The 20672-nt window shown below is 41.7% G+C and carries 17 protein-coding genes; 13 read left to right on the forward strand and 4 right to left on the reverse strand.

Going from position 1 to position 20672, the window contains the following annotated elements; all coding sequences use genetic code 11:
* Position 1 precedes the first annotated feature (1 nt).
* Positions 2-340, reverse strand: a complete 339-nt coding sequence (locus AC3KVK_RS12770) for a P-II family nitrogen regulator (protein WP_490311551.1) — start codon at positions 338-340, stop codon at positions 2-4.
* 305 nt (positions 341-645) lie between these two features.
* Here AC3KVK_RS12770 and AC3KVK_RS12775 point away from each other — a divergent pair, with 305 nt between their 5' ends.
* From AC3KVK_RS12775 to AC3KVK_RS12790, 4 genes are all read left to right on the forward strand, one after another.
* On the forward strand, positions 646-1728 hold the full coding sequence (locus tag AC3KVK_RS12775) for a sensor histidine kinase (RefSeq protein ID WP_490311552.1): 1083 nt from the start codon (positions 646-648) through the stop codon (positions 1726-1728).
* A gap of 1 nt (position 1729) precedes the next feature.
* On the forward strand, positions 1730-2827 hold the full coding sequence (locus AC3KVK_RS12780; protein WP_490311553.1) for a histidine kinase: 1098 nt from the start codon (positions 1730-1732) through the stop codon (positions 2825-2827).
* A gap of 85 nt (positions 2828-2912) precedes the next feature.
* Entirely contained in the window at positions 2913-3467 is a 555-nt protein-coding gene (locus AC3KVK_RS12785; RefSeq protein ID WP_490311554.1) for a histidine kinase, read from the forward strand.
* Complete coding sequence (locus tag AC3KVK_RS12790) at positions 3457-4179, forward strand: LytR/AlgR family response regulator transcription factor (protein WP_490311555.1); 723 nt, start codon at positions 3457-3459, stop codon at positions 4177-4179. Before AC3KVK_RS12785 ends, AC3KVK_RS12790 begins: the two co-directional genes overlap by 11 nt.
* Before the next feature lie 21 nt (positions 4180-4200).
* On the opposite strand, the gene AC3KVK_RS12795 is transcribed toward AC3KVK_RS12790, so the two are convergent.
* Positions 4201-5466 (reverse strand): diguanylate cyclase, encoded by a 1266-nt coding sequence (locus AC3KVK_RS12795; protein ID WP_490311556.1) that lies wholly within the window; start codon positions 5464-5466, stop codon positions 4201-4203.
* Positions 5467-5587: 121 nt separating this feature from the next.
* Between AC3KVK_RS12795 and AC3KVK_RS12800 the strand changes: the two genes are divergently transcribed.
* The 9 genes from AC3KVK_RS12800 to AC3KVK_RS12840 all read left to right on the forward strand — a co-directional run bounded on the left by AC3KVK_RS12800 (position 5588) and on the right by AC3KVK_RS12840 (position 16717).
* A complete protein-coding gene (locus tag AC3KVK_RS12800) occupies positions 5588-6481 on the forward strand; it encodes a dTDP-4-dehydrorhamnose reductase family protein (protein WP_490311557.1) in 894 nt (297 codons plus the stop codon).
* 94 nt (positions 6482-6575) lie between these two features.
* Positions 6576-8078, forward strand: coding sequence for a S10 family peptidase (locus AC3KVK_RS12805; protein ID WP_490311558.1), 1503 nt, complete (start codon positions 6576-6578; stop codon positions 8076-8078).
* Between the two features lie 204 nt (positions 8079-8282).
* A complete protein-coding gene (locus AC3KVK_RS12810; RefSeq protein WP_490311559.1) occupies positions 8283-8834 on the forward strand; it encodes a hypothetical protein in 552 nt (183 codons plus the stop codon).
* Positions 8835-8889: 55 nt separating this feature from the next.
* On the forward strand, positions 8890-9471 hold the full coding sequence (locus AC3KVK_RS12815; RefSeq protein ID WP_490311560.1) for a 5-formyltetrahydrofolate cyclo-ligase: 582 nt from the start codon (positions 8890-8892) through the stop codon (positions 9469-9471).
* A 56-nt stretch (positions 9472-9527) separates the two neighbouring features.
* The gene (gene rpiA, locus AC3KVK_RS12820) at positions 9528-10184 is read left to right on the forward strand and encodes a ribose-5-phosphate isomerase RpiA (protein WP_490311561.1); all 657 of its coding nucleotides are present in this window, start codon (positions 9528-9530) and stop codon (positions 10182-10184) included.
* 14 nt (positions 10185-10198) lie between these two features.
* Positions 10199-11428: a phosphoglycerate dehydrogenase gene (serA, locus tag AC3KVK_RS12825; RefSeq protein WP_490311562.1), complete on the forward strand. Its 1230-nt coding sequence runs from the start codon at positions 10199-10201 to the stop codon at positions 11426-11428.
* Positions 11429-11757: 329 nt separating this feature from the next.
* Entirely contained in the window at positions 11758-12480 is a 723-nt protein-coding gene (locus AC3KVK_RS12830) for a TetR/AcrR family transcriptional regulator (RefSeq protein ID WP_490311563.1), read from the forward strand.
* A gap of 26 nt (positions 12481-12506) precedes the next feature.
* Positions 12507-13625 carry an efflux RND transporter periplasmic adaptor subunit gene (locus AC3KVK_RS12835; protein WP_490311564.1) on the forward strand — a complete coding sequence of 373 codons (1119 nt, stop codon included), beginning with the start codon at positions 12507-12509 and terminating at the stop codon, positions 13623-13625.
* Positions 13622-16717, forward strand: a complete 3096-nt coding sequence (locus tag AC3KVK_RS12840; RefSeq protein ID WP_490311565.1) for an efflux RND transporter permease subunit — start codon at positions 13622-13624, stop codon at positions 16715-16717. Before AC3KVK_RS12835 ends, AC3KVK_RS12840 begins: the two co-directional genes overlap by 4 nt.
* A 61-nt stretch (positions 16718-16778) precedes the next feature.
* Here AC3KVK_RS12840 and AC3KVK_RS12845 read toward each other — a convergent pair whose 3' ends face one another.
* Together AC3KVK_RS12845 and radA are read right to left on the reverse strand one after the other, a co-directional pair.
* Positions 16779-18962, reverse strand: a complete 2184-nt coding sequence (locus AC3KVK_RS12845; protein ID WP_490311566.1) for an OsmC domain/YcaO domain-containing protein — start codon at positions 18960-18962, stop codon at positions 16779-16781.
* 222 nt (positions 18963-19184) lie between these two features.
* Positions 19185-20549, reverse strand: a complete 1365-nt coding sequence (gene radA, locus AC3KVK_RS12850) for a DNA repair protein RadA (protein WP_490311670.1) — start codon at positions 20547-20549, stop codon at positions 19185-19187.
* Positions 20550-20672 lie beyond the last annotated feature (123 nt).

A 20672-nucleotide genomic window follows, 5' to 3' on the forward strand; every position in this document is an offset into this window, starting at 1 on the left:
CTTAAATCGCTTCTTCGTCGAGTTCGCCAGTACGAATACGCACAATTTGCTCTAACTCATACACAAAAATTTTGCCGTCGCCTATCTTTCCTGTCGACGCCACTTTGGTAATCGCCTCAACAATACGCTCAACATTTTCACTGCGAGTCGCGATTTCTAGTTTGATCTTTGGAATAAAATCCACTTGGTATTCAGCACCACGATATAGCTCTGTGTGACCTCTTTGGCGGCCAAATCCTTTGACATCAACCACAGTCATCCCTTCAACACCCAAATCAGAGAGCGCTTCACGCACATCATCTAATTTAAATGGTTTTATAATTGCACTAATCATTTTCATAGTGGACCCTTCAATATCATTATTATTAATCTGTTGATATTTTGTTAATCCAACCTTTGTGCCACTCTGTAAAAGACAGTAAATTCAGCATGATAGAAATATTATTTAACAATTCAAAACTTTACTTGCACCACAAATGTGCAAAAATAAATCACTGCACACATAATTGGTGCAAACTAAGACGCCTGATTTAGTTACAGATTGATTTATTGTGATTTTTATCACAATATAGGGTCTTTATTACCCGTATTTTGAGTCCATTTTTCTGGGGTAACCTTTTTAATTTACAAGGTAGTTTTTAACCAATGACTTATTGGATCCTCCAAGCCATCGCTGCTTTAGCTTTGTTTAGTTTGCAGTTTGCTTTTGCTCATGAGCGCGAATTTAGTATTTATCCTGCATGGGTCGTATTAACCCTTATCATCAGTAATTGTGCTCTGCTTACCCTGCTAAGCCACTTTATTATTCGTGCGCCACAAAAACATTTACACAAAGATAAAGCCCGAAAAAAACTGATTTTTTACACCTTAATCATCACGTCATTAGCGGCGTCCCTTATCGATATCACCATTGCCTCTGTGATTGACGCCACAATTAAAGAGCCATTAAATGGTCAAGTTTATCAATTTAGAAACGGCAGTGAATTCACTCAAGAGCTCAATGTTTTGGGGCTGTATAAAGAGACTTGGGATATTTCGCGATTAATTGTGATCCCACTGATCATGTTTGCTCTTTATTTTTTCTGGGGCCTTTGTTATCTATGCCTGACCAGTCTAAGAAATCGATTACAAATCAAACAAAAAGTCAAAGAAGGACAATTGGCCCTGTTGATGAGCCAACTTAATCCACATTTTTTGTTTAACTCGATGAATAGTATTCGCGGCATGATTTTCGAAAATAAAGACATCGCCAAGGAGCTGGTCGATAAACTCACCGAACTGTTTCGCTATAACCTCAGCTCAAAACAGCAACCAACAATTTCCCTCAAAGAAGAGCTTAAAATCTGTGAGTTCTATCTCGATATTGAACACACTCGCCTTGAAGAACGCTTACTGATTGAAATTAATATTCCGGACGAGCTGTATCATTATTCTATCCCAACCATGGGTGTACTCACCTTGCTTGAAAATGCCATTAAACATGGCATTGCCCCTCGAATTGAACAAAGCTTGTTGCGTATAACCGCTTCTGAGCAAGACAAAACGTGGCAGATCGATGTCTCTAACCCACTTTATCTGGGTGAATTTAAGGCCAGCGGCACTGGAACAGGGCTATCTAACCTCGAGCAACGAATGGCATTGATGTATCAAGGTGATGCAAGCATTTCAACCAAAGAAATCGACAGCCACTTTATTGCGTCACTCACTTTACCAAAAAAGAAGCATTAATATGAATTGGCGATACCTTACTCACACGGGCAAAAAATATTGGCAATACCTTGGTATCTCTTTTGTGATCGGGATTGGCTACTCCTTTTACACCATTCTCACCTTTTTTGAAGAGTTAGCCAGCCGGCCCTACCTTGTGGCACAGGTTTTAGTTAGCTACACCGGATTTTTCATTGCTTTTCACGTTGTTGCACGTGGTATGTACAAAGTAAATGAACACAAAATCATGTCGATTAAAAAGCAGTTGCTTTGGATTGTCTGTATATCCATCATGGCTCCACTTCCTTGGTTACTGATTGACTTCCTCTTTTTTCAACTTGCACCACGCACATTTACATTTGATGATTTAATGAACATCATGTATCAACTTCCAACAACTAATTTTTCGTATCAATTAATGACAATCGCGGGGAGCTATTGGGGGAACTTTATCGTTTACTTGATTGTGTACGTCATGATTGTATCTGGGCGTAACTACCAAAAATTAAAAGACATTAATGAAAAGCAAGAGCTGAAAATTCTGATCAATCAAATCAATCCTGATTTTCTTTACAACACAATGGACGTGATAAAGCAGACAATAGATGTCGACACTGAGCAAGCCGCCGATGTCGTCACCCAAGCTTCAGAGCTCTTTAGATATAACCTCACCGCGAGTAAAAACAATGCAGCCACATTAGAGCAAGAGCTAGAAAGTCTCACTAACTACCTCAATTTACTTAAACTGCAAAAGCGCGCACCACAAGAAATCCACATAGAACTGGTAGATCAACATTTAATTGAATCACTGCCAACGATGACCCTGATTTTTATGGTGTCGCATATTTTAAAAAATGCCTTGCATCCCAATCATTCATTATTGATAAAAGGGGAGCAACAAGGTGACAAGTACGTGCTTAGTTTGCTACACACATCGACGAAAAAACGCATTGTTGATGCTGATTACTTTAGAAACATCAAACAGCGACTCGCGTTTATGTTTCATGACAAGGCACAACTCACCTCTGTTAAAGATAAAAATAGTCATAAGTTAATGTTATCTTTGCCCTTAAAGGAACAAACAACCACTCATCCTGATATTTTACCTTCTGTCATTTAACATTAGGAATTATGGATGTTAACTTTTACAATTATTGTTACGCCTTAATTAATGCGATTCTACATTACTTTTAAAAAGCGACTTTATGTTTGATACCAATACCGAATCAGCGCTCAACCCACACTTCATCTTCAATAGTATGAACGCGATTCGCTATACAATTTTTGAAGATCAAGACAAAGCCAGTGAGCTACTAAGCGAACTTGCACAATTGCTCCGCTACAAGCTCGCAGATGGCAAAGCTCACACCGATGTGCTTGAAGAGCTCACCTATGTTCAGCAATATTTAAACCTTGAAGCTTTACGCCTTGAAGAGCGACTAATCAGCACTGTCACCGTCAATAATGTCAGTAAACATAACCCGCTTAGTCATTCAGTTTTATTGCCTTTGGTAGAAAAAATCTGTCACGAAAAAGACATTTACAGCGTACAAGAAAATGCGCTCACTATCGACTGTACAGAGCAGGACAAGTGTGTCACGTTTACCCTTGAATTAACCCAAAAACCCGGCGTCAAAGCTGGTGAAATCAATTTTGATACCGAACTCAATGTAATTAAATCCAGCGTAGCAACTACAATTGCACAAACACTGACAAAAAATAGCTATAAAATGGAGTTAACGCTTAATTATGACCATTAAAGTGATCATCGTAGATGATGAGCGTCTTGCCCGTAACGAACTAAAACGCCTACTCGCCAAACACAGCCAAGTAGAAATCATCGACGAAGCAAAAAATGCTGAAGAAGCGAAAGAAAAAATAGCCGAGCATAAACCCGATGCGATCTTTCTCGATATTCATATGCCTGGTGCTACAGGGCTTGAATTAGCTGAGTCACTTGGTGATGACGTGAATATTATTTTCTGTACTGCTTATGATCAGTTTGCAGTCGATGCATTTTCCCTTAATGCTATGGATTACCTCGTCAAACCCGTCAATCCAGAGCGCCTAGCTGACAGTTTAGTCAAATTAGAAAAGCGTTTAGTGCAATCGAAAGAAAAGTCGTCACTCCCCGATGACCACAAATTGATGGTTAAGTACGGCGAAAAAATGCGCATTATACAGCTCAATGAAATCATACGTTTTGAATCGATAGGTAATCATGCTGCCATCTACACCCCACATGGCAAAGCGTACTTACACAGTTCATTGAATAAAATCGAAAAGAAACTCGACGAATCTCATTACTTTCGTGCCAGTCGCTCAGACATCATTCGCCTTGATGCGATTTCAAGTATGGAACAATCAATAGGTTATGGCTTAACCGCGACATTATCAAACAATCAAACTGTTGAAATATCACGCCGTCAAGCCACTAAACTGAAACAACTACTTGAGTTTACTCAGCTATAATGACTAAAAATCAGCAATGCATCACACGGGTTCGATGCATTGCTCTTTACTCTCAAAGACTACCACTTGATTTCGACCTTGTCCTTTGGCGTCATACAATGCGACATCCGCGTGTTTAATGGCCGTTTCAAGCGAAGGGTCATCAACAGATGCCACTCCAACACTTATCGATACAGCAATAGGCTGAGAAGCAAAACTAAACAAATAATTTGACACATAAAATCGAAATTCATCCATCAAATCTACAGCTTGATTGACGTCATTCACATCTAAAATTAATGCAAATTCTTCACCGCCAATTCGGGCAATTAAACATTCACAAAAGTGATTTTGTAACAAGGAAGATAATGATACCAACACTTCATCACCGGCTTGATGGCCATAGGTATCATTAATTTGTTTAAAATAATCAATATCGAGCATGGCCAAGGCAAAATGAGTATCTGACTGGCGATTTTTTATCATCAGCTGAGCTTGTTGATAAAAGTAGCGACGATTATATAAGTTAGTTAAATAATCTCGGTTAGCCGCGTCTTTTATTTGGCTAATCATATTAAGCTGCTCCATTGTCTGCATCACTCGACAATGAAACTCTTCAGGCATAAAAGGTTTAATCAAAAAATCATTCGCGCCATATTTAATAAATTTTGCCGATAAACTTTGACTGCCCGAACCTGAAATACCGATAATAGCGAGTTCATCTCGGCCACGGCGATGGCGGATCGCTTTAGCAAGTTCAAACCCATCCATTTTTGGCATCGCGTAATCTGTCAGCAGCAATTTGATTGAATTATCGGTACTCAACATCTGTAAGGCTTGCTCGCCATCAGCAGCTTCAACCACTTGATAAAGTAGCTGTTCTAACATCTGCTTCATTAAGTTACGACTGGTTTTTGAATCATCCGCTACCAGAACTTTACTACCTTGATTGCGTAAAAGTTGGGCTAAAAGCTTGATTGCATAAAGGTACGAATCTCGATTATCTTTAAGCACATAGTCAATCACGCCCATCTCGATCATTTGTAACCGTTTATATTCATCAATGGCAGAAGTGAGCACCACCGTTGGAATCGCTGATTTCATCATTAATTTAACGACTTCACCATTGGGCGCATCCGGTAAGGTTAAATCAACCAACGCAATGGTGTAACGATGTTTCTTTATCAGGGTGGCAGCCTCACGCAGCGACCAAGCAAAATCAACGTCAATATCTAACCATTGGGCAGCTAAATGCCTTAAAACTTGTTGAACCATTTTGCTGTCTTCAACAATCAATACTCGATGCATGTCTCTACTCCATACTGCCAAGACCAAAAACCTTAGCCAGCTTAACGCTTTATTATTACAATCGATGCGAGATAAATACCGAATGTAACAACTTGTTGCAAATTTAACAACTGAGACTCGAATGAAAAAAATAATGATTACAGGTGCAAGCGGCCTTTTGGGGCGCGCATTAATGACCACTCTCTCTGCTCATTTCACCGTATTAGGCACTGCGTTTTCTCGAACAGTACCACCTCTATTTAAGTTAGACCTCACCAATTTCTCCGCACTTGAAGCCTTTTTGATCGAACACAAACCAGCTTACCTAATCCACGCAGCAGCAGAACGTAAGCCTGAAGTCTGCCAAGCTCAGCCCGAACTCACTCAGCAGCTCAATGTGTCACTACCAGAAAAGTTAGCCCAACTGTGTCACCATCATCAAATTGAGTTGTTTTTTATCAGTACTGACTATGTGTTTGATGGCTTAAATCCTCCGTACGCAGAAAATGCCGCCACACATCCGTTGAACGACTACGGTCTCTCCAAACAACAGGCAGAGCAAGCAGTGTTAAGCTTTGCACAACACACTGTGATCCGTGTTCCTGTGCTTTACGGCCAAATTGAATATATTGAAGAATCCGCGCTGACAGTAACTTGGGCACAATTACAACAAAACCAACAACCTAAAATGGATAATTGGGCCATTCGTTACCCAACCCATGTCGATGATATTGCTGCCACCCTACTGGATATGATGACCAAACTTACCGTGTCTGAGCGCGGTGGGATTTTTCATATCTCGGATACCACAGCTCACACTAAATACGCACTTGCCTGTGCACTCGCCGATGCATTTGGTTATGACAAAACCCGTATTATTGCGCAAGATAGCGCTGTTGGTCAGGCTGCAAGGCCTAAAAATTGTCAGTTGCAAGATAACCGTTTAACGAAAAAAGGAATTTTACATCAACGAGATGCGATAAAAAGCTTAATTGAAGTGGTGCGTCCATTTATCACAGAATCATCAAATCACTAACTTCACCGTAAAATCTGGTCATCAGTCTCAAGATGTTTGGTTTTTAGTCTAAAGTTGCTTTAAATGGACAAACTCTAATCTTACGAGACCCGTTATGAACGTATTAAAAAGCTCGCTCATATTGATGCTGATGCTCAGTCAATTCAGCTTTGCGACCAATATAGAAATTGAAGCTCAAAGTAAAGTGACCACTGAACACAAAGTAAAAATCAATGGTGATACTGTTAATTACTCAGCCACAACCGGTACGCAACCTGTTTGGGATGAAGAAGGTCAAGCTATCGCCACTTTGCATTACACGTATTATCAAAATAAAGCATTCAAAGATCTCAGCAATCGGCCACTACTCATCTCTTTCAATGGTGGCCCAGGCTCCGCCTCTGTTTGGATGCACCTCGCCTACACAGGCCCCCGAATTTTAAATATCGATGACGAAGGCTACCCAGTGCAACCATATGGCGTCAAAGCCAATCCTTATTCAGTATTAGACGTGGCCGATATTTTATATGTTAATCCTGTCAATACTGGCTATTCTCGGGTACTGAAAAACCAAGATGGCAAACTTCCCAGTAAAAAAGAACAACAAGCATTATTTTTTGGCGTCAATGCCGACATCAAGTATTTAGCTCAATGGCTCAATACTTTTGTGACACGCCACGACCGTTGGTTATCTCCTAAGTTTTTAATTGGCGAAAGTTATGGCACGACCCGTGTTTCAGGCTTAGCTCACGCCCTTCAAAATCAACAATGGATGTACTTAAATGGGGTCGTGTTAGTTTCTCCAACCGATATAGGCATTAAACGCGATGGGCCTGTTGATGCTGCCAATCGCCTGCCTTATTTCACCGCTGCGGCGTGGTACCACAAAGCCCTCACTCCAGAGCTGCAAAAACTCGATTTAGATGAAGTCTTAGCCCAGGCAGAACTCTTCGCCATTGATGAGTTGATCCCTGCTATTTCTCGGGGCGGTTTTTTAGCACTCGATGAAAAACAACGAGTGGCCGAGAAAATGGCTCATTTCAGCGGCTTAAGCAAACAAGTGATCATGCAAAATAACCTCGATGTGGCGCCAAGCTTTTTTTGGAAAGAGTTGCTAAGAGATAAAGGGTTAACTTTAGGTCGTTTAGATTCTCGCTATCTCGGAATTGATAAAAAAGAAGTCGGTGACTCACCTGATTACTGGCCAGAGCTTACATCTTGGTTACACTCATTTACGCCTGCAATCAACTGGTACCTCAGTCAAGAGCTGCAATATAAAACCGACATCAAATACAATATGTTTGGTCCTGTTCACCCTTGGGATCGCACCCAAAACAAAACTGGCGAAAATTTGCGTCTGGCCATGGCGCAAAACCCCTATTTAAATGTGCTGGTGCAAGCAGGTTATTACGACGGCGCCACCAATTATTTTGATGCCAAATACACCTTATGGCAGCTTGATCCGAGCGGAAAAATGAAAGATCGCTTAAGTTTTAAAGGCTACCGCAGTGGCCATATGATGTATTTGCGCCGAGACGATTTAAGGCTCTCCAATCAAGACTTACGCGAATTCATCTTAAACTCATTGCCCGCAGCAGGCGTAGCAGCTAAGTATTAATATCATTTTGTATTTTATGAGCAAAGGAGGCATTCACCCCTTTGCTCATAAAGCTCCCCTCATAGCAATAAAACCAATAACTTCTTCGAGTTAGTTTCTAAATAATTTCAATAAAATCTTGCACCTATTTAAACACCTAACTCGCCATAATCAGCTTCTTGGGTATATAATTTAAACTTCGAAATGGGGAATAGAGAGCAATCAATGAGTGATCAATGTAAAATTGTCTTTGCAGGCTTAACCGCCAAAGTATCGCCTGAGGCAGCTAAACAGTTATTACAGCAAAAATTAAAGCTGAACGACAGCACCATTAGTAAGTTTCTCAAAGGTCAGGATGCCTTTAACCCTACAACCGTTGAAAAAGCTCAAAAACAGCAAAAGATTTTCGCAAGCCTTGGCATTAAAGTGCAAATTGTCCAACTTAATCACGACGACCAAGAAGACGAAGCAGAGCAAAGCCAAAAAGAGCGCGATTTAAAAATCATCAATGCGCTCGATTACATCACGACTAGCCTAATTCGTTTAGAAGAAAAAGTTGACGAGTTGGCTCAAAATACCCCAGCCAAGATGCCCGATCTCGAGGATGATATTGATCCTGAGCCCCATGCAGAACCCTTAGTATTTGAAGATGATCTAGACGCGCCGATTTCTAAAGGGCCCAATAAAGTTTTTATGCTGATCGGTGGGTTTATTTTGATACTGCTCATTGCCCTTTTAGCAATCAGTTTACTGTACCCAGACATGATTAAATTTTAATCCACCATTACTCTGATGCAGCCAATGCTGCATCCTTTTTATTCGGTAAAAAACCTTGAATCGAGCAAAAATAAGAGAACTCGTGCGAAAAAAGCGCAATTCTCTAACAAAAAAACAGCAACAAGACGCAGAAAAACACCTAAACTTGAATTTAATTCAACAACTAAAACACCACAGAAACGCCAAAATAGCCCTTTACCTAACCAATGACGGTGAACTTGGTACAAGCGAGTTAATAAAAGGCTTAAGAGCGCTAAACCATCAGATTTACTTACCCGTAATCCACCCATTTTCAACCGGGTATTTACTCTTTCAGCGCCATGAAGAAAATTCACCCATGACCACAAATCGCTATGGTATCTTTGAGCCCAAGTTAAATTGCAGTCAAATCTGTCCAGTTGAACAATTAGATATCCTATTTACTCCCTTAGTCGCATTTGATGCACAAGGGAACAGATTAGGAATGGGCGGTGGGTTTTATGACCGAACATTGGCCAAATACTACCAAGAGCAATGGCAAAAGCCGATTGTCATTGGGTTGGCACATGAGTGCCAAAAAGTAGCCAAAGTGCCAACCGAAGCGTGGGATATTCCGTTAAAATGGATTGCTACCCCCGAATTTAATTACCGTTGGTAACTAAAAAATTTATATACTGACGCCCTAAACAAATACCCGTTCTGGAGATTACTGCAATGACACAAGATGAAATGAAAAAAGCAGCGGCTTGGGCTGCACTCGAATACGTAGAAAAAGGGAGCATTATCGGTGTTGGGACGGGCTCAACCGTCAATCACTTTATCGATGCGTTGGGCAGTATCAAAGAAGATATTCGCGGTGCGGTTTCTAGCTCTGAAGCATCAACGGCCAAACTCAAAGAGTTAGGCATTGAGATATACGAATTAAACGATGTCGACAACTTAAGCGTGTATGTTGACGGGGCTGATGAAATCAATCCACATAACGAAATGATCAAAGGCGGTGGTGCGGCACTCACACGCGAAAAAATCGTTGCCGCAGTCGCCAAAAAATTTGTTTGTATTGTTGATAGTACCAAACAAGTTGACATTTTAGGCCAGTTTCCGCTGCCGATTGAAGTAATCCCTATGGCTCGCAGTTATGTGGCGAGAGAGTTAGTGAAACTAGGTGGCGATCCTTTGTATCGCCAAGGTGTAATAACTGATAACGGTAATGTTATTTTAGATGTGTTTAACCTGAGTATTACCGACGCTAAAAAATTAGAGCTACAAATTAACCAGATTGTGGGAGTCGTGACCAATGGCTTGTTCGCTGAACGCGGCGCAGACATTGTCATTATTGGCACCCCTGATGGACCAAAAACACTTAAATAAACTGAGGAATGAGGATGAGTAAGGTTTCGTTAGCAAAAGATAAAATTAAGATTTTATTACTCGAAGGGTTGCACCAAAGTGCCGTTGAAACACTAAAACGCCATGGATATAGCAACATTGAGTATGTCAAAACTTCCTTAGCTGAAGACGACCTTATCGAGCGGATCAAAGATGTCCACTTTATTGGGATCCGCTCTCGAACTCATTTAACAGAAAAAGTATTAGATGCGGCAGAAAAATTGGTTGCTGTCGGCTGTTTTTGTATCGGCACTAACCAAGTCTCTCTCGATGCCGCTCGTACTCGTGGGATTGCGGTCTTCAATGCACCGTTTTCAAACACTCGCTCTGTTGCGGAACTCGTTTTAGGTGAAATTTTATTGCTACTACGGGGTATCCCTCAAAAAAATGCCATGGCTCACCGTGGAGAGTGGGATAAATCTGCTCATGGCTCATTTGAAGCTCGGGGTAAAACATTAGGTATAATTGGCTATGGCCACATCGGTACCCAACTGGGTATCATGGCTGAGAATATCGGCATGAATGTGCAGTATTTTGATATCGAAGATAAATTAAGCCTAGGAAATGCCAATCAAGTCCATCAACTAACGCATTTACTTCAAACTTCTGATGTCATCAGTTTGCATGTACCAGAAACACCGCAAACCAAAAACTTAATAGGGGCTGCAGAGCTTGAAGTAATGAAACAAGGCGCAATTTTAATTAATGCCTCTCGCGGTACTGTGGTTGATATTGATGCTCTTGCCAGCAGCTTAGCAGAGAAAAAACTCTCTGGCGCTGCGATTGATGTCTTCCCTGTTGAACCTAAATCGAATGATGAAGAATTCATGTCGCCACTGCGCGAGTTTGATAATGTGATTTTAACCCCTCACATTGGTGGTTCAACACAAGAAGCCCAAGAAAATATCGGAATTGAAGTCGCGGGTAAGCTAGCGAAATATTCAGATAATGGCTCAACGCTATCTGCGGTTAACTTTCCAGAAGTCTCTCTTCCTGAGCTTGGTGATCGAAGCCGTTTATTGCATGTTCACCACAACCGCCCAGGTATCTTGACACAAATCAACCAAGCATTTGCTCAGCACGGCATCAACATCGCTGCGCAGTACTTACAAACTGATGAATCTATTGGTTATGTTGTCATTGATGTTGATTCTGATGACTCAGAGATCGCTATCAAAGAGTTACGTGCTGTAGAAGGCACAATTAAAGCGCGTATTTTACATTAACCAACAGAATCATACCGAGTCCTCTGTTAGTGACCGCTCATTAACAGAGGGCGTTGAAGGTGAACCTTTCCCGACACCACAATGTCATTCTGCAAGTCATAATTGAACCCCAAAGAAAGCCCTCTCGTTTATTTAACATCATTTTGGTTTAAACACTAAACCTGCGCTTGGCGTATAAAAAGATCTCATCATCGTAAAACAGTTGTTGACAATAAGCTGCTTAAATTTAAAATAACCACATTCGAATTATGTTCGAATAAAGTTCAAATGGTTTTATTCAACATCTTTGACGAGAACGTTAAGCTATTTTTTTAAGCGAGAAACCTGATATGCCAGCACCTAAATACACACCTCAGCAACAAGAAGAAATCATTCTAAATGCAGCTGCAGAGAGCATTACTTCAACTTCCCTATTAGATTTCACAATGTCAGCAGTTTCTAAAACGGCTAAACTTTCAATGGGTTCGATTTATAAGCATGTTCAGTGTAAAGAAGATATTATTTTCGCTCTCGCCACTCGCGTTTTTCGCTATCAATCAACCATTTTTGCTCAGATTTTAGATTTACCTATCAGTACCCCTGAAAAAATCGTGGCGATTGCATTGCTCAACCCAGCCAAGATCAAAGTGTATTCATTTGACAGTGATTTAGAATCATTCGCCGCCAATGAACTGGTAATCAGTCGGGCATCTAGCACATGGACTGAACGCATGATCCTCGCGCAACAAACATGTGAAACAATCTTTAATAAATGTATGCACCAAGCCGCATTTTCAGGTGAATTGACCTTAAATGGCAATACGGAGCAAATGATTGAAGAAATTAATCTGGGCTGTTGGGCGTTATTAATGGGTTATCAATATGTAGATCGCATGACCCAAATTCGAAATATCAACAGCGGTATACACCCGCTTGATGAACCTCTCGCACTCGATGCCACCCCGATAAAGAGCTTGCAACGCCTGCTCAATGCGTACCAATGGCGCCAACCACTGACTCGCGATGGGATCCAAAAAACCGCAAATTTACTGATCGAACTTCAATTGCGTTAAGTCATACAACACAAAGGTGAAATAGAATGAAACTTTATCGTTGGTTAACTACCATTTTTATCATTGCCGTGACAGTGACCGGGCTTGGCTTTGTAAAATTTACCCAAATCCAAGCAGCCATGGCGATGGCTGAATCATTTCCAGAGCCATCTGCGACCGTCAATAGCATCATCACTGAATATACAGAACTTCAACACAGTGAAAAAGTGACCGGCCAAACATCCGCCACTCAAGTCGTACAACTGCAAAATGAGTTGCCTGGGCTGATTAGTCAGGTTAATTTTGTTGCTGGTCAACACGTTCAGCAAGGTAAATTATTACTTGCGTTAAACACGACCGAAGAAGAAGCGCAGTTGGCTGCTGCAGAAGCTAACTTTACATTAGCCAAAAGCAATTTTGCTCGCATGGAAAAGCTACTCAAGCAAAACAAGGTGAGTCAGCAAGAGTTTGATACCGCCGACGCCGAGCAAAAAGTGTCACAAGCCAATGTCGAAAACTTAAAAGCCACGATTGCAAAAAAACAAATCTTTGCGCCTTTTTCTGGAATGGTGGGATTAGATACCTATCAAGTCGGTCAATATGTCGCGGCTAATTCAGCCATCACAACATTAGTGGGCCATGAAGCCACTCTATGGGTTGATTTTCAATTACCGCAACTCAAAGAAAAACTCGCAATTGGTGATACCGTGTTAGTTAAACCAATTAACGCACCTGATACGGCTTATCAAACTGCACAGATCCTTGCCAAAAATAGTCAATTAAAACAATTGTCACGCCATATGACTTATCGCGCAACACTCCCGAATGGCCGCCAATGGCATGAGCATAATGAAATTGTTGATGTCAAAGTACTCAAGCCAAGCAATCAACATATCCTAGTCCCTAATTCAGCCATAAGCCGAAATCAAAATGGTAACTACATATTTATATTAGAAAAAGATGAATCAGAGCAATACCGAGCTCATCGTGTTCAGGTCGAATTAGGCCAACGACTTTTAGATGATCAAATCATTAAAACGGGCTTAAAATCTGGTCAATTAATCGCAACTGAAGGCGCATTTAAGTTACGTGAAGGCTTACTCGTTTATCCAAAAACACATGCTGAGCCAATTGTCCGCTTATCTCAACAGGCGACGACTTTATGAACCACAAATCGCATGACTCATCTTCTGTGATGGATATTTTTGTTAAACGGCCCGTACTCGCCATCGTGTTATCACTCTTAATTGTGCTTGCGGGGCTATACAGTGCAAGTAATATTTCGGTGCAACAATATCCTAAAATACAAAGTGCTTCTTTAGAAATCACAACGACTTACACGGGTGCCTCGTCAGAGATCGTAAAAGGGTTTGTCACAGAGCCCATTGAGCGTATCGCCGCGACCGTTCCTGGAGTTGATTATGTTGACTCAATCACGACCTCAAGTAATTCCAAAGTGACTGCATGGCTTGAGCTTAATCACGACACCAACGATGCACTGACCGAGTTGAACACTAAACTCAGCCAAATCAAGTTTGAATTACCTTCGGGCGCCGAAGATCCAGCCATTGAGGTTCGCCGCACAGACAGCCCTTATGCTTTGTTTTATCTGGACGTTAAATCTGCAGGACAGTCACGTTCTGAACTCACCGATTACCTAGCTCGAAATATCACCCCTATTTTAAGCGATATAAATGGGGTGCAAAAAATATCACTAGAAGGTGGGCGCAACCCCGCAATGAGAATTTGGATTGACCCTGATAAACTGGCTGTTTTCAATTTAAGTGCAAACCAAGTTTTTTCTGCATTACAGCGAAATAATACCATCGCCACTTTGGGGTATAGCGAGAACAACCAACAACGGGTTGATGTGATGGCAAATACCACCCTCGAAACTGTCGATGATTTTGAACAATTGGTCGTGGCCGAGGTTGATGGTGCCCAAATCCACCTTGCCGATGTGGCCCAGATTGGAATTGGTGAAGAAGAAGGGTTTGTCAACGCCCGCTTAGATCATGACACCACCATTTTCTTAGCTGTGTGGGCACTGCCTGGCGCCAATGAAATCAGTATTGGCGATGCTTTATACCTCAAACTTGATCAACTCAATAATACCTTACCGGATGGAGTCAGTATTAGCATCGGTTACGATGGGACTTTGTACATGCGAGATGCAATCAACGAGATTTTTACCACCCTGCTAGAAACCGTTTTACTCGTCGGTGTCGTTGTGTTGGCAATGATGGGATCTTTTCGCAGTGCTTTAGTTCCGCTTATTACAATTCCTATTTCAATTTTAGGCGCCATTGCAGTGATGTCGTTAATGGGGTTTTCTCTGAACTTATTAACCATTCTAGCGGTTGTTTTATCTGTTGGCCTTGTGGTTGATGATGCCATTGTGGTGGTTGAAAATGTGGCACGTCATATGCGAGAGGGGAAAGGACGATTTGAATCAGCATTGCTCAGCTCTCGTCAACTCTTAGTCCCTGTCATTGCAATGACTCTGACACTTGCCGCTGTTTATGCGCCGATTGGGTTTTTGTCTGGTTTAACGGGATTTTTATTCCGAGAGTTCGCCTTTACTTTAGCCGTTGCTGTAATAATTTCAGGGATCGTCGCTATCACGCTGTCACCGATTATGAGCGCATATGTGTCTGCTGAAGGCGGTAAAGAAAGCACGCTCACGCGAAAGGTGAACCATGGTTTTGATTACCTACAAACTAAATATCGGCATTTTCTTGAAGGTGTTTTTCAGTGGCGCTCACAAGTATTAGTAATGGCGATTGTATTTAGTTTATTGGTCGTGCCTTTTTATATGTTTTCTCAAAAAGAACTCGCCCCCATTGAAGATCAAAGCAGTATCCAAGTCGTGGTTGAAGCTCCGCCAGAAGCCTCTCTTAATTACACCTCAGAAAACATGAATAAAGTGGTTGATACACTAAAGACCACCGACGGCAGTAAATTTGTTTGGCAAATTCTCACTTCTGCTGCAGGGTTTGGTGGGGTAGAACTTAAGCCGTATGACGAACGAGATAAGAGCGTGCAGCAAAGTGTGCCTGAGCTTTACGGCAAGCTAGGTGAAATCAGCGAATTAACCCTATTACCAATCTTACCTTCAGCCTTACCGACTGCGGGTCAATTTGATGTGGAAATGGTGATCCGGGCAAACGATAATGTCGAAAACATGCGAAACTTTGCAGAACAAATTATTGCTAAAGCTTATCAAACCGATCAATTCATGTTTGTTGATACCGATTTAAAAATCGATTTGCCACAAGCCAACCTGTTAATTAATCGCCAACTCATTGCCGATTTAGGCCTCACTTTAAGCGAAGTCACCGAACAACTGAGTGTATTAACATCCAATAATTACGTGAACCGTTACAATGAAAATGGTAAAGCATATCGCGTGATCCCAGTGGTGGATAATGCCAATAAATACAAGCCTGAACATCTTTTAGATCTACAGATAACCACACCGAATGGTGATCTCATCCGTGTGGCTAGCTTTGCTACTATCGAATCGGTTACGAGTCCTCGTGTTTTAGGCTCATTCAATCAACAAACCGCGTTTCGTATTTTTGGCGGAGCACTGCCTCATATAACTAAAGAGCAAGCTCTTAGTACTATCGAGAGCCTTGCTCAAGAAATCCTTCCTGCGGGTTATTCTATCGATTATGCAGGTGAGTCTAGGCAGCTAAGAAAAGAAGGCAATACGATGATTAATGTCTTACTGATTTCAATGATCGTGGTGTATTTTGTATTAACAATTCAATTTAACAGCTTTCGCGATCCTCTTGTTGTCTTATTGGGCTGCGCACCTTTGGCACTAAGTGGCGCTCTTTCACTCGCATTTTTAGGCTTTACATCGATTAATATTTATTCACAAATTGGTTTGATCACGTTAATCGGCCTCATTGCTAAAAATGGTATTTTAATTGTTGAATTTGCCAACCACATGCAGCAAGAAGGCGCGACAAAGCTCGACGCGGTAAAATCAGCCGCTGCGACGCGTTTACGACCAATTTTAATGACGACCGCAGCGACGGTTTTAGGTCATTTTCCCTTAGTGTTAGTCACTGGAGCGGGCGCTGAGGCGCGAAATAGCATAGGAGTGATCTTAGTCGCCGGTATGTTAATTGGTACTTTCTTTACGTTAATTGTCCTGCCTCTTTTATATAATTGGCTGGCGACGGATCATAGGAAATCACATCAAAACGCAGAAGGATTAACAGCGACCCCATCACCCGTCGTTTAATACCGCACACAAAAAAAGCCAATCTAAATAGATTGGCTTTTTATCTCACACGATAGCGTGTTTATTGAGCTGCTTTTTTCGCACGCGCTTGATGCAGTTTTTTATAACTCTCTATCAAACGTTGATGACGCTCTAACCCTTCCAGCTTCATGCTAGTTGGAGTCAAGCCATAAAATCTCACATCACCCGTTACTGAACCTACGACATTTTTCATCACGTCTTTACCGAACATGCGCTCAAAGCTAACCATGAAATCACTCAGCTCGAGTTCCTCATCTAAAGTGATCTCTAACACACAGTGAATCGCTTGATAAAACAAGCCGCGCTCAACGGTATTATTATTAAACTGTAAGAATGACTCAACTAACTCGATCGCCTCTTCTAATTCACCTAACGCTAAATAAATTAAAATTTTCAGCTCTAAGATCGTCACTTGACCCCAAACGGTATTTTCATCAAACTCAACGCCTATTAACGTAATAATATCGATGTAATTATCTAATTGGCTTTCTTCTAAGCGTTCAACAAGCGCCGACAGCGCATCTTCATCAAGCGAGTGAATATTAAGAATATCACTGCGATACGCTAACGCTTTGTTGGTATTGTCCCAAATTAAATCTTCAACCGGGTAGACTTCAGAGTAATCAGGAACCAAAATACGACAAGCGATGCCTAAATCTGAAAACTCAGCGACGTAAGCTTCCTTACCAAGCGCTTTTAAAATACCAAACAAACTGTCAGTTTCTTCGGCATTAGTACCAGAAAAATCCCATTCACAGAATTCATAATCGTGTTTCGCACTGAAAAAGCGCCATGAGATCACACCGGTTGAATCAATAAAGTGCTCAACAAAATTCTCAGGTTCAGAAACGGCCATGCTGTTAAAGGTTGGCTTTGGCACGTCATTGAGCCCTTCAAAACTGCGCCCTTGTAACAACTCAGTTAAGCTGCGCTCTAATGCCACTTCAAAGCTCGGGTGTGCACCAAATGACGCAAAAACACCGCCGGTTTTTGGATTCATCAACGTAACGCACATCACCGGGAATTGACCACCTAACGAGGCGTCTTTAACCACGACCGGAAACCCTTGCTCTTCTAAACCTTGAATACCAGCGACAATACTTGGGTACTTATCTAATACAGATTGCGGTACATCTGGCAAAACGATTTCTTGCTCAATAATTTGGCGCTTTACTGCACGCTCAAAGATTTCAGATAAACACTGTACTTTCGCTTCAGCAAAGTTATTTCCAGCACTCATGCCGTTACTGAGAAATAAGTTTTCAATCAGATTCGATGGAAAGTACACCGTTTCGCCATCCGAGTGACGAACATAAGGAATCGCACAAATACCGCGTTCACTGTTTCCTGAATTCGTATCAATCAAATGTGAGCCACAAAGCTCGCCCTCGGGATCATAAATTTCTCGGGTATAGTCATCTAAAATACCTGCAGGTAACGCATCGCTGTCATCAGGCTTAAACCACTTTTCATTCGGGTAATGAACAAATTCACTGTTTGCTATCTCTTCGCCTAAAAACTGGTCATTGTAAAAAAAGTTACAATTTAAGCGTTCGATGAACTCACCTAATGCAGAGCATAACGCGCTTTCTTTGGTCGAGCCTTTCCCATTAGTAAAACACATGGGTGAGGCCGCATCACGAATATGCAATGACCAAACATTGGGCACTATGTTACGCCACGATGAAATTTCTATTTTCATACCTAAGTCGGCTAAAATAGCGGTCATATCAGCAATGGTTTGTTCAAGCGGCAAATCTTTACCGACAATAAAAGTATTGCCATCATCACTTGGTTTAGCCATCAACATCGCTTGCGCATCTTCATCCAGATTGGCCACGGTTTCGATTTTAAATTCAGGCCCCGTTTGCACAACTTTTTTCACCGTACAACGGTCGATTGAGCGTAAAATTCCTTCACGATCTTTATCTGACAAGCTTTCTGGTAACTCAACTTGAATTTGGAAAATTTGGTTATAGCGATCTTCCGGATCAACGATATTATTTTGTGACAGTCGAATCCCATCTGTCGGGATATCACGCGCATTACAGTACACTTTTACAAAATACGCAGCGCATAAAGCCGAAGATGCTAAAAAGTAGTCAAAAGGGCTAGGTGCAGAGCCATCGCCTTTATAGCGGATCGGCTGATCGGCAATAACAGAGAAGTCATCAAACTTAGCTTCGAGTCTAAGGTTGTCGAGAAAATCAACTTTAATTTCCATTGAAATAGTTCCAGTTCGAGTACAATTAGTCAGGTGACACCGCTATTGACGCTGCGCACCTGTTATTTGCATTGATCTTAATTGCAGTAATTATCTGCTTTTTCCAAGCAATAGTCTTGGTCAAATCGTATAAATTACCAATAATGTGGTGCAGACGTCATAAAGAGCCACCGATTGGTGGCATTCCATGTCTGCGTAAATGAACACATTCATGCTGGTGTGCTAAAACAACGCATCCAATGCTTGCGATAAACTGGTGACCGCAATCACTTCCATACCATTAATCACTTCTTTTGGTTTATTGGCAACAGGAACGATTGCTCGTTTAAAACCATGTTTAGCGGCTTCTTTTATGCGCTCTTGTCCACTGGGCACAGGTCGTATTTCACCGCCTAAGCCAACCTCTCCAAACACCACTAACTCTCGAGAGAGCGAATAATTTTTAAAGCTTGAAACTAATGCGGCAATGAGTGCTAAATCGGCACTGGTTTCTGTCACTTTGACGCCACCAACCACATTAACAAATACATCTTGATCGGCCACTTGTAAGCCACCGTGACGATGCAATACAGCTAACAGCATCGCAAGCCTGTTTTGATCCATGCCAACAGTGACCCGCCGAGGATTAGCCAACTGAGAGTAATCAACAAGGGCTTGCACTTCTACCAACAAAGGGCGAGTACCTTCCCAAATCACCATCACCAACGAACCTGGCGTTTGTTCAGTTGAGCGATTAAGGAAAATAGCCGATGGATTACTGACTTCTTTAAGCCCTTGCTCTGTCATGGCAAAAACGCCCAGCTCATTCACCGCGCCAAATCGATTTTTATTACCACGCAAAGTGCGAAAACGGCTATCGCTTTCCCCTTCTAGTAAAATAGAACAATCAATACAGTGCTCAAGAACCTTCGGACCCGCTAAAGAGCCGTCTTTAGTAACATGACCGACCATAATAATCGCCACTTGATGTTGCTTTGCAAACCGGGTCAAATAAGCAGCACTCTCTCTTACTTGCGAAACACTCCCAGGCGCCGATTGCACATCACTCATATGCATCACTTGGATGGAGTCAATCACCATGATTTGTGGCTTTTCAATTAACGCCAACTGACATATAGTCTCGACGTTGGTTTCGGCTAACGTTTTAAGGTTTTTGGTCGGCAGATTCAGTCGTTTAGCGCGCATCGCAACTTGCTGTAATGACTCTTCGCCAGTGACATACAAAGCCGTCATTTTTTCAGCTAATAAACACATTGTCTGCAACAACACCGTGCTTTTACCCGCTCCAGGAGAGCCACCGATTAATATTGCACTCCCCGGAACAACCCCCCCACCTAGCACACGGTCAAACTCCGAAAAGCCCGTACTAAAGCGCGGTAGCTCGGCCAAATCGACATCATCGAGGCTTTGCACCTTCGCTTCAACAAATCCTGCATAACCCGCAGTTGTGCCGCGAGTTGGCTTAGTTGAAGGTACTCGAAACTCCGAAATTGTATTCCAAGCTTTGCATTCCGAACACTGACCTTGCCAACGTGAAAAATCAGCCCCACAATCATTACAGACAAACGCAGTTTTCTTTTTTACCATAATATCAAAGGCATACTTTTTGCAGTGATGTTTAATAGAGATTTTTACCACAAAATTGGTTATTCTCATTATTCACTACGTGGTGATTCAATATTCTAATTATACAGTGTTTTCAAATACAAA

It is taken from the genome of Pseudoalteromonas sp. J2K-J979 (assembly GCF_058169715.2).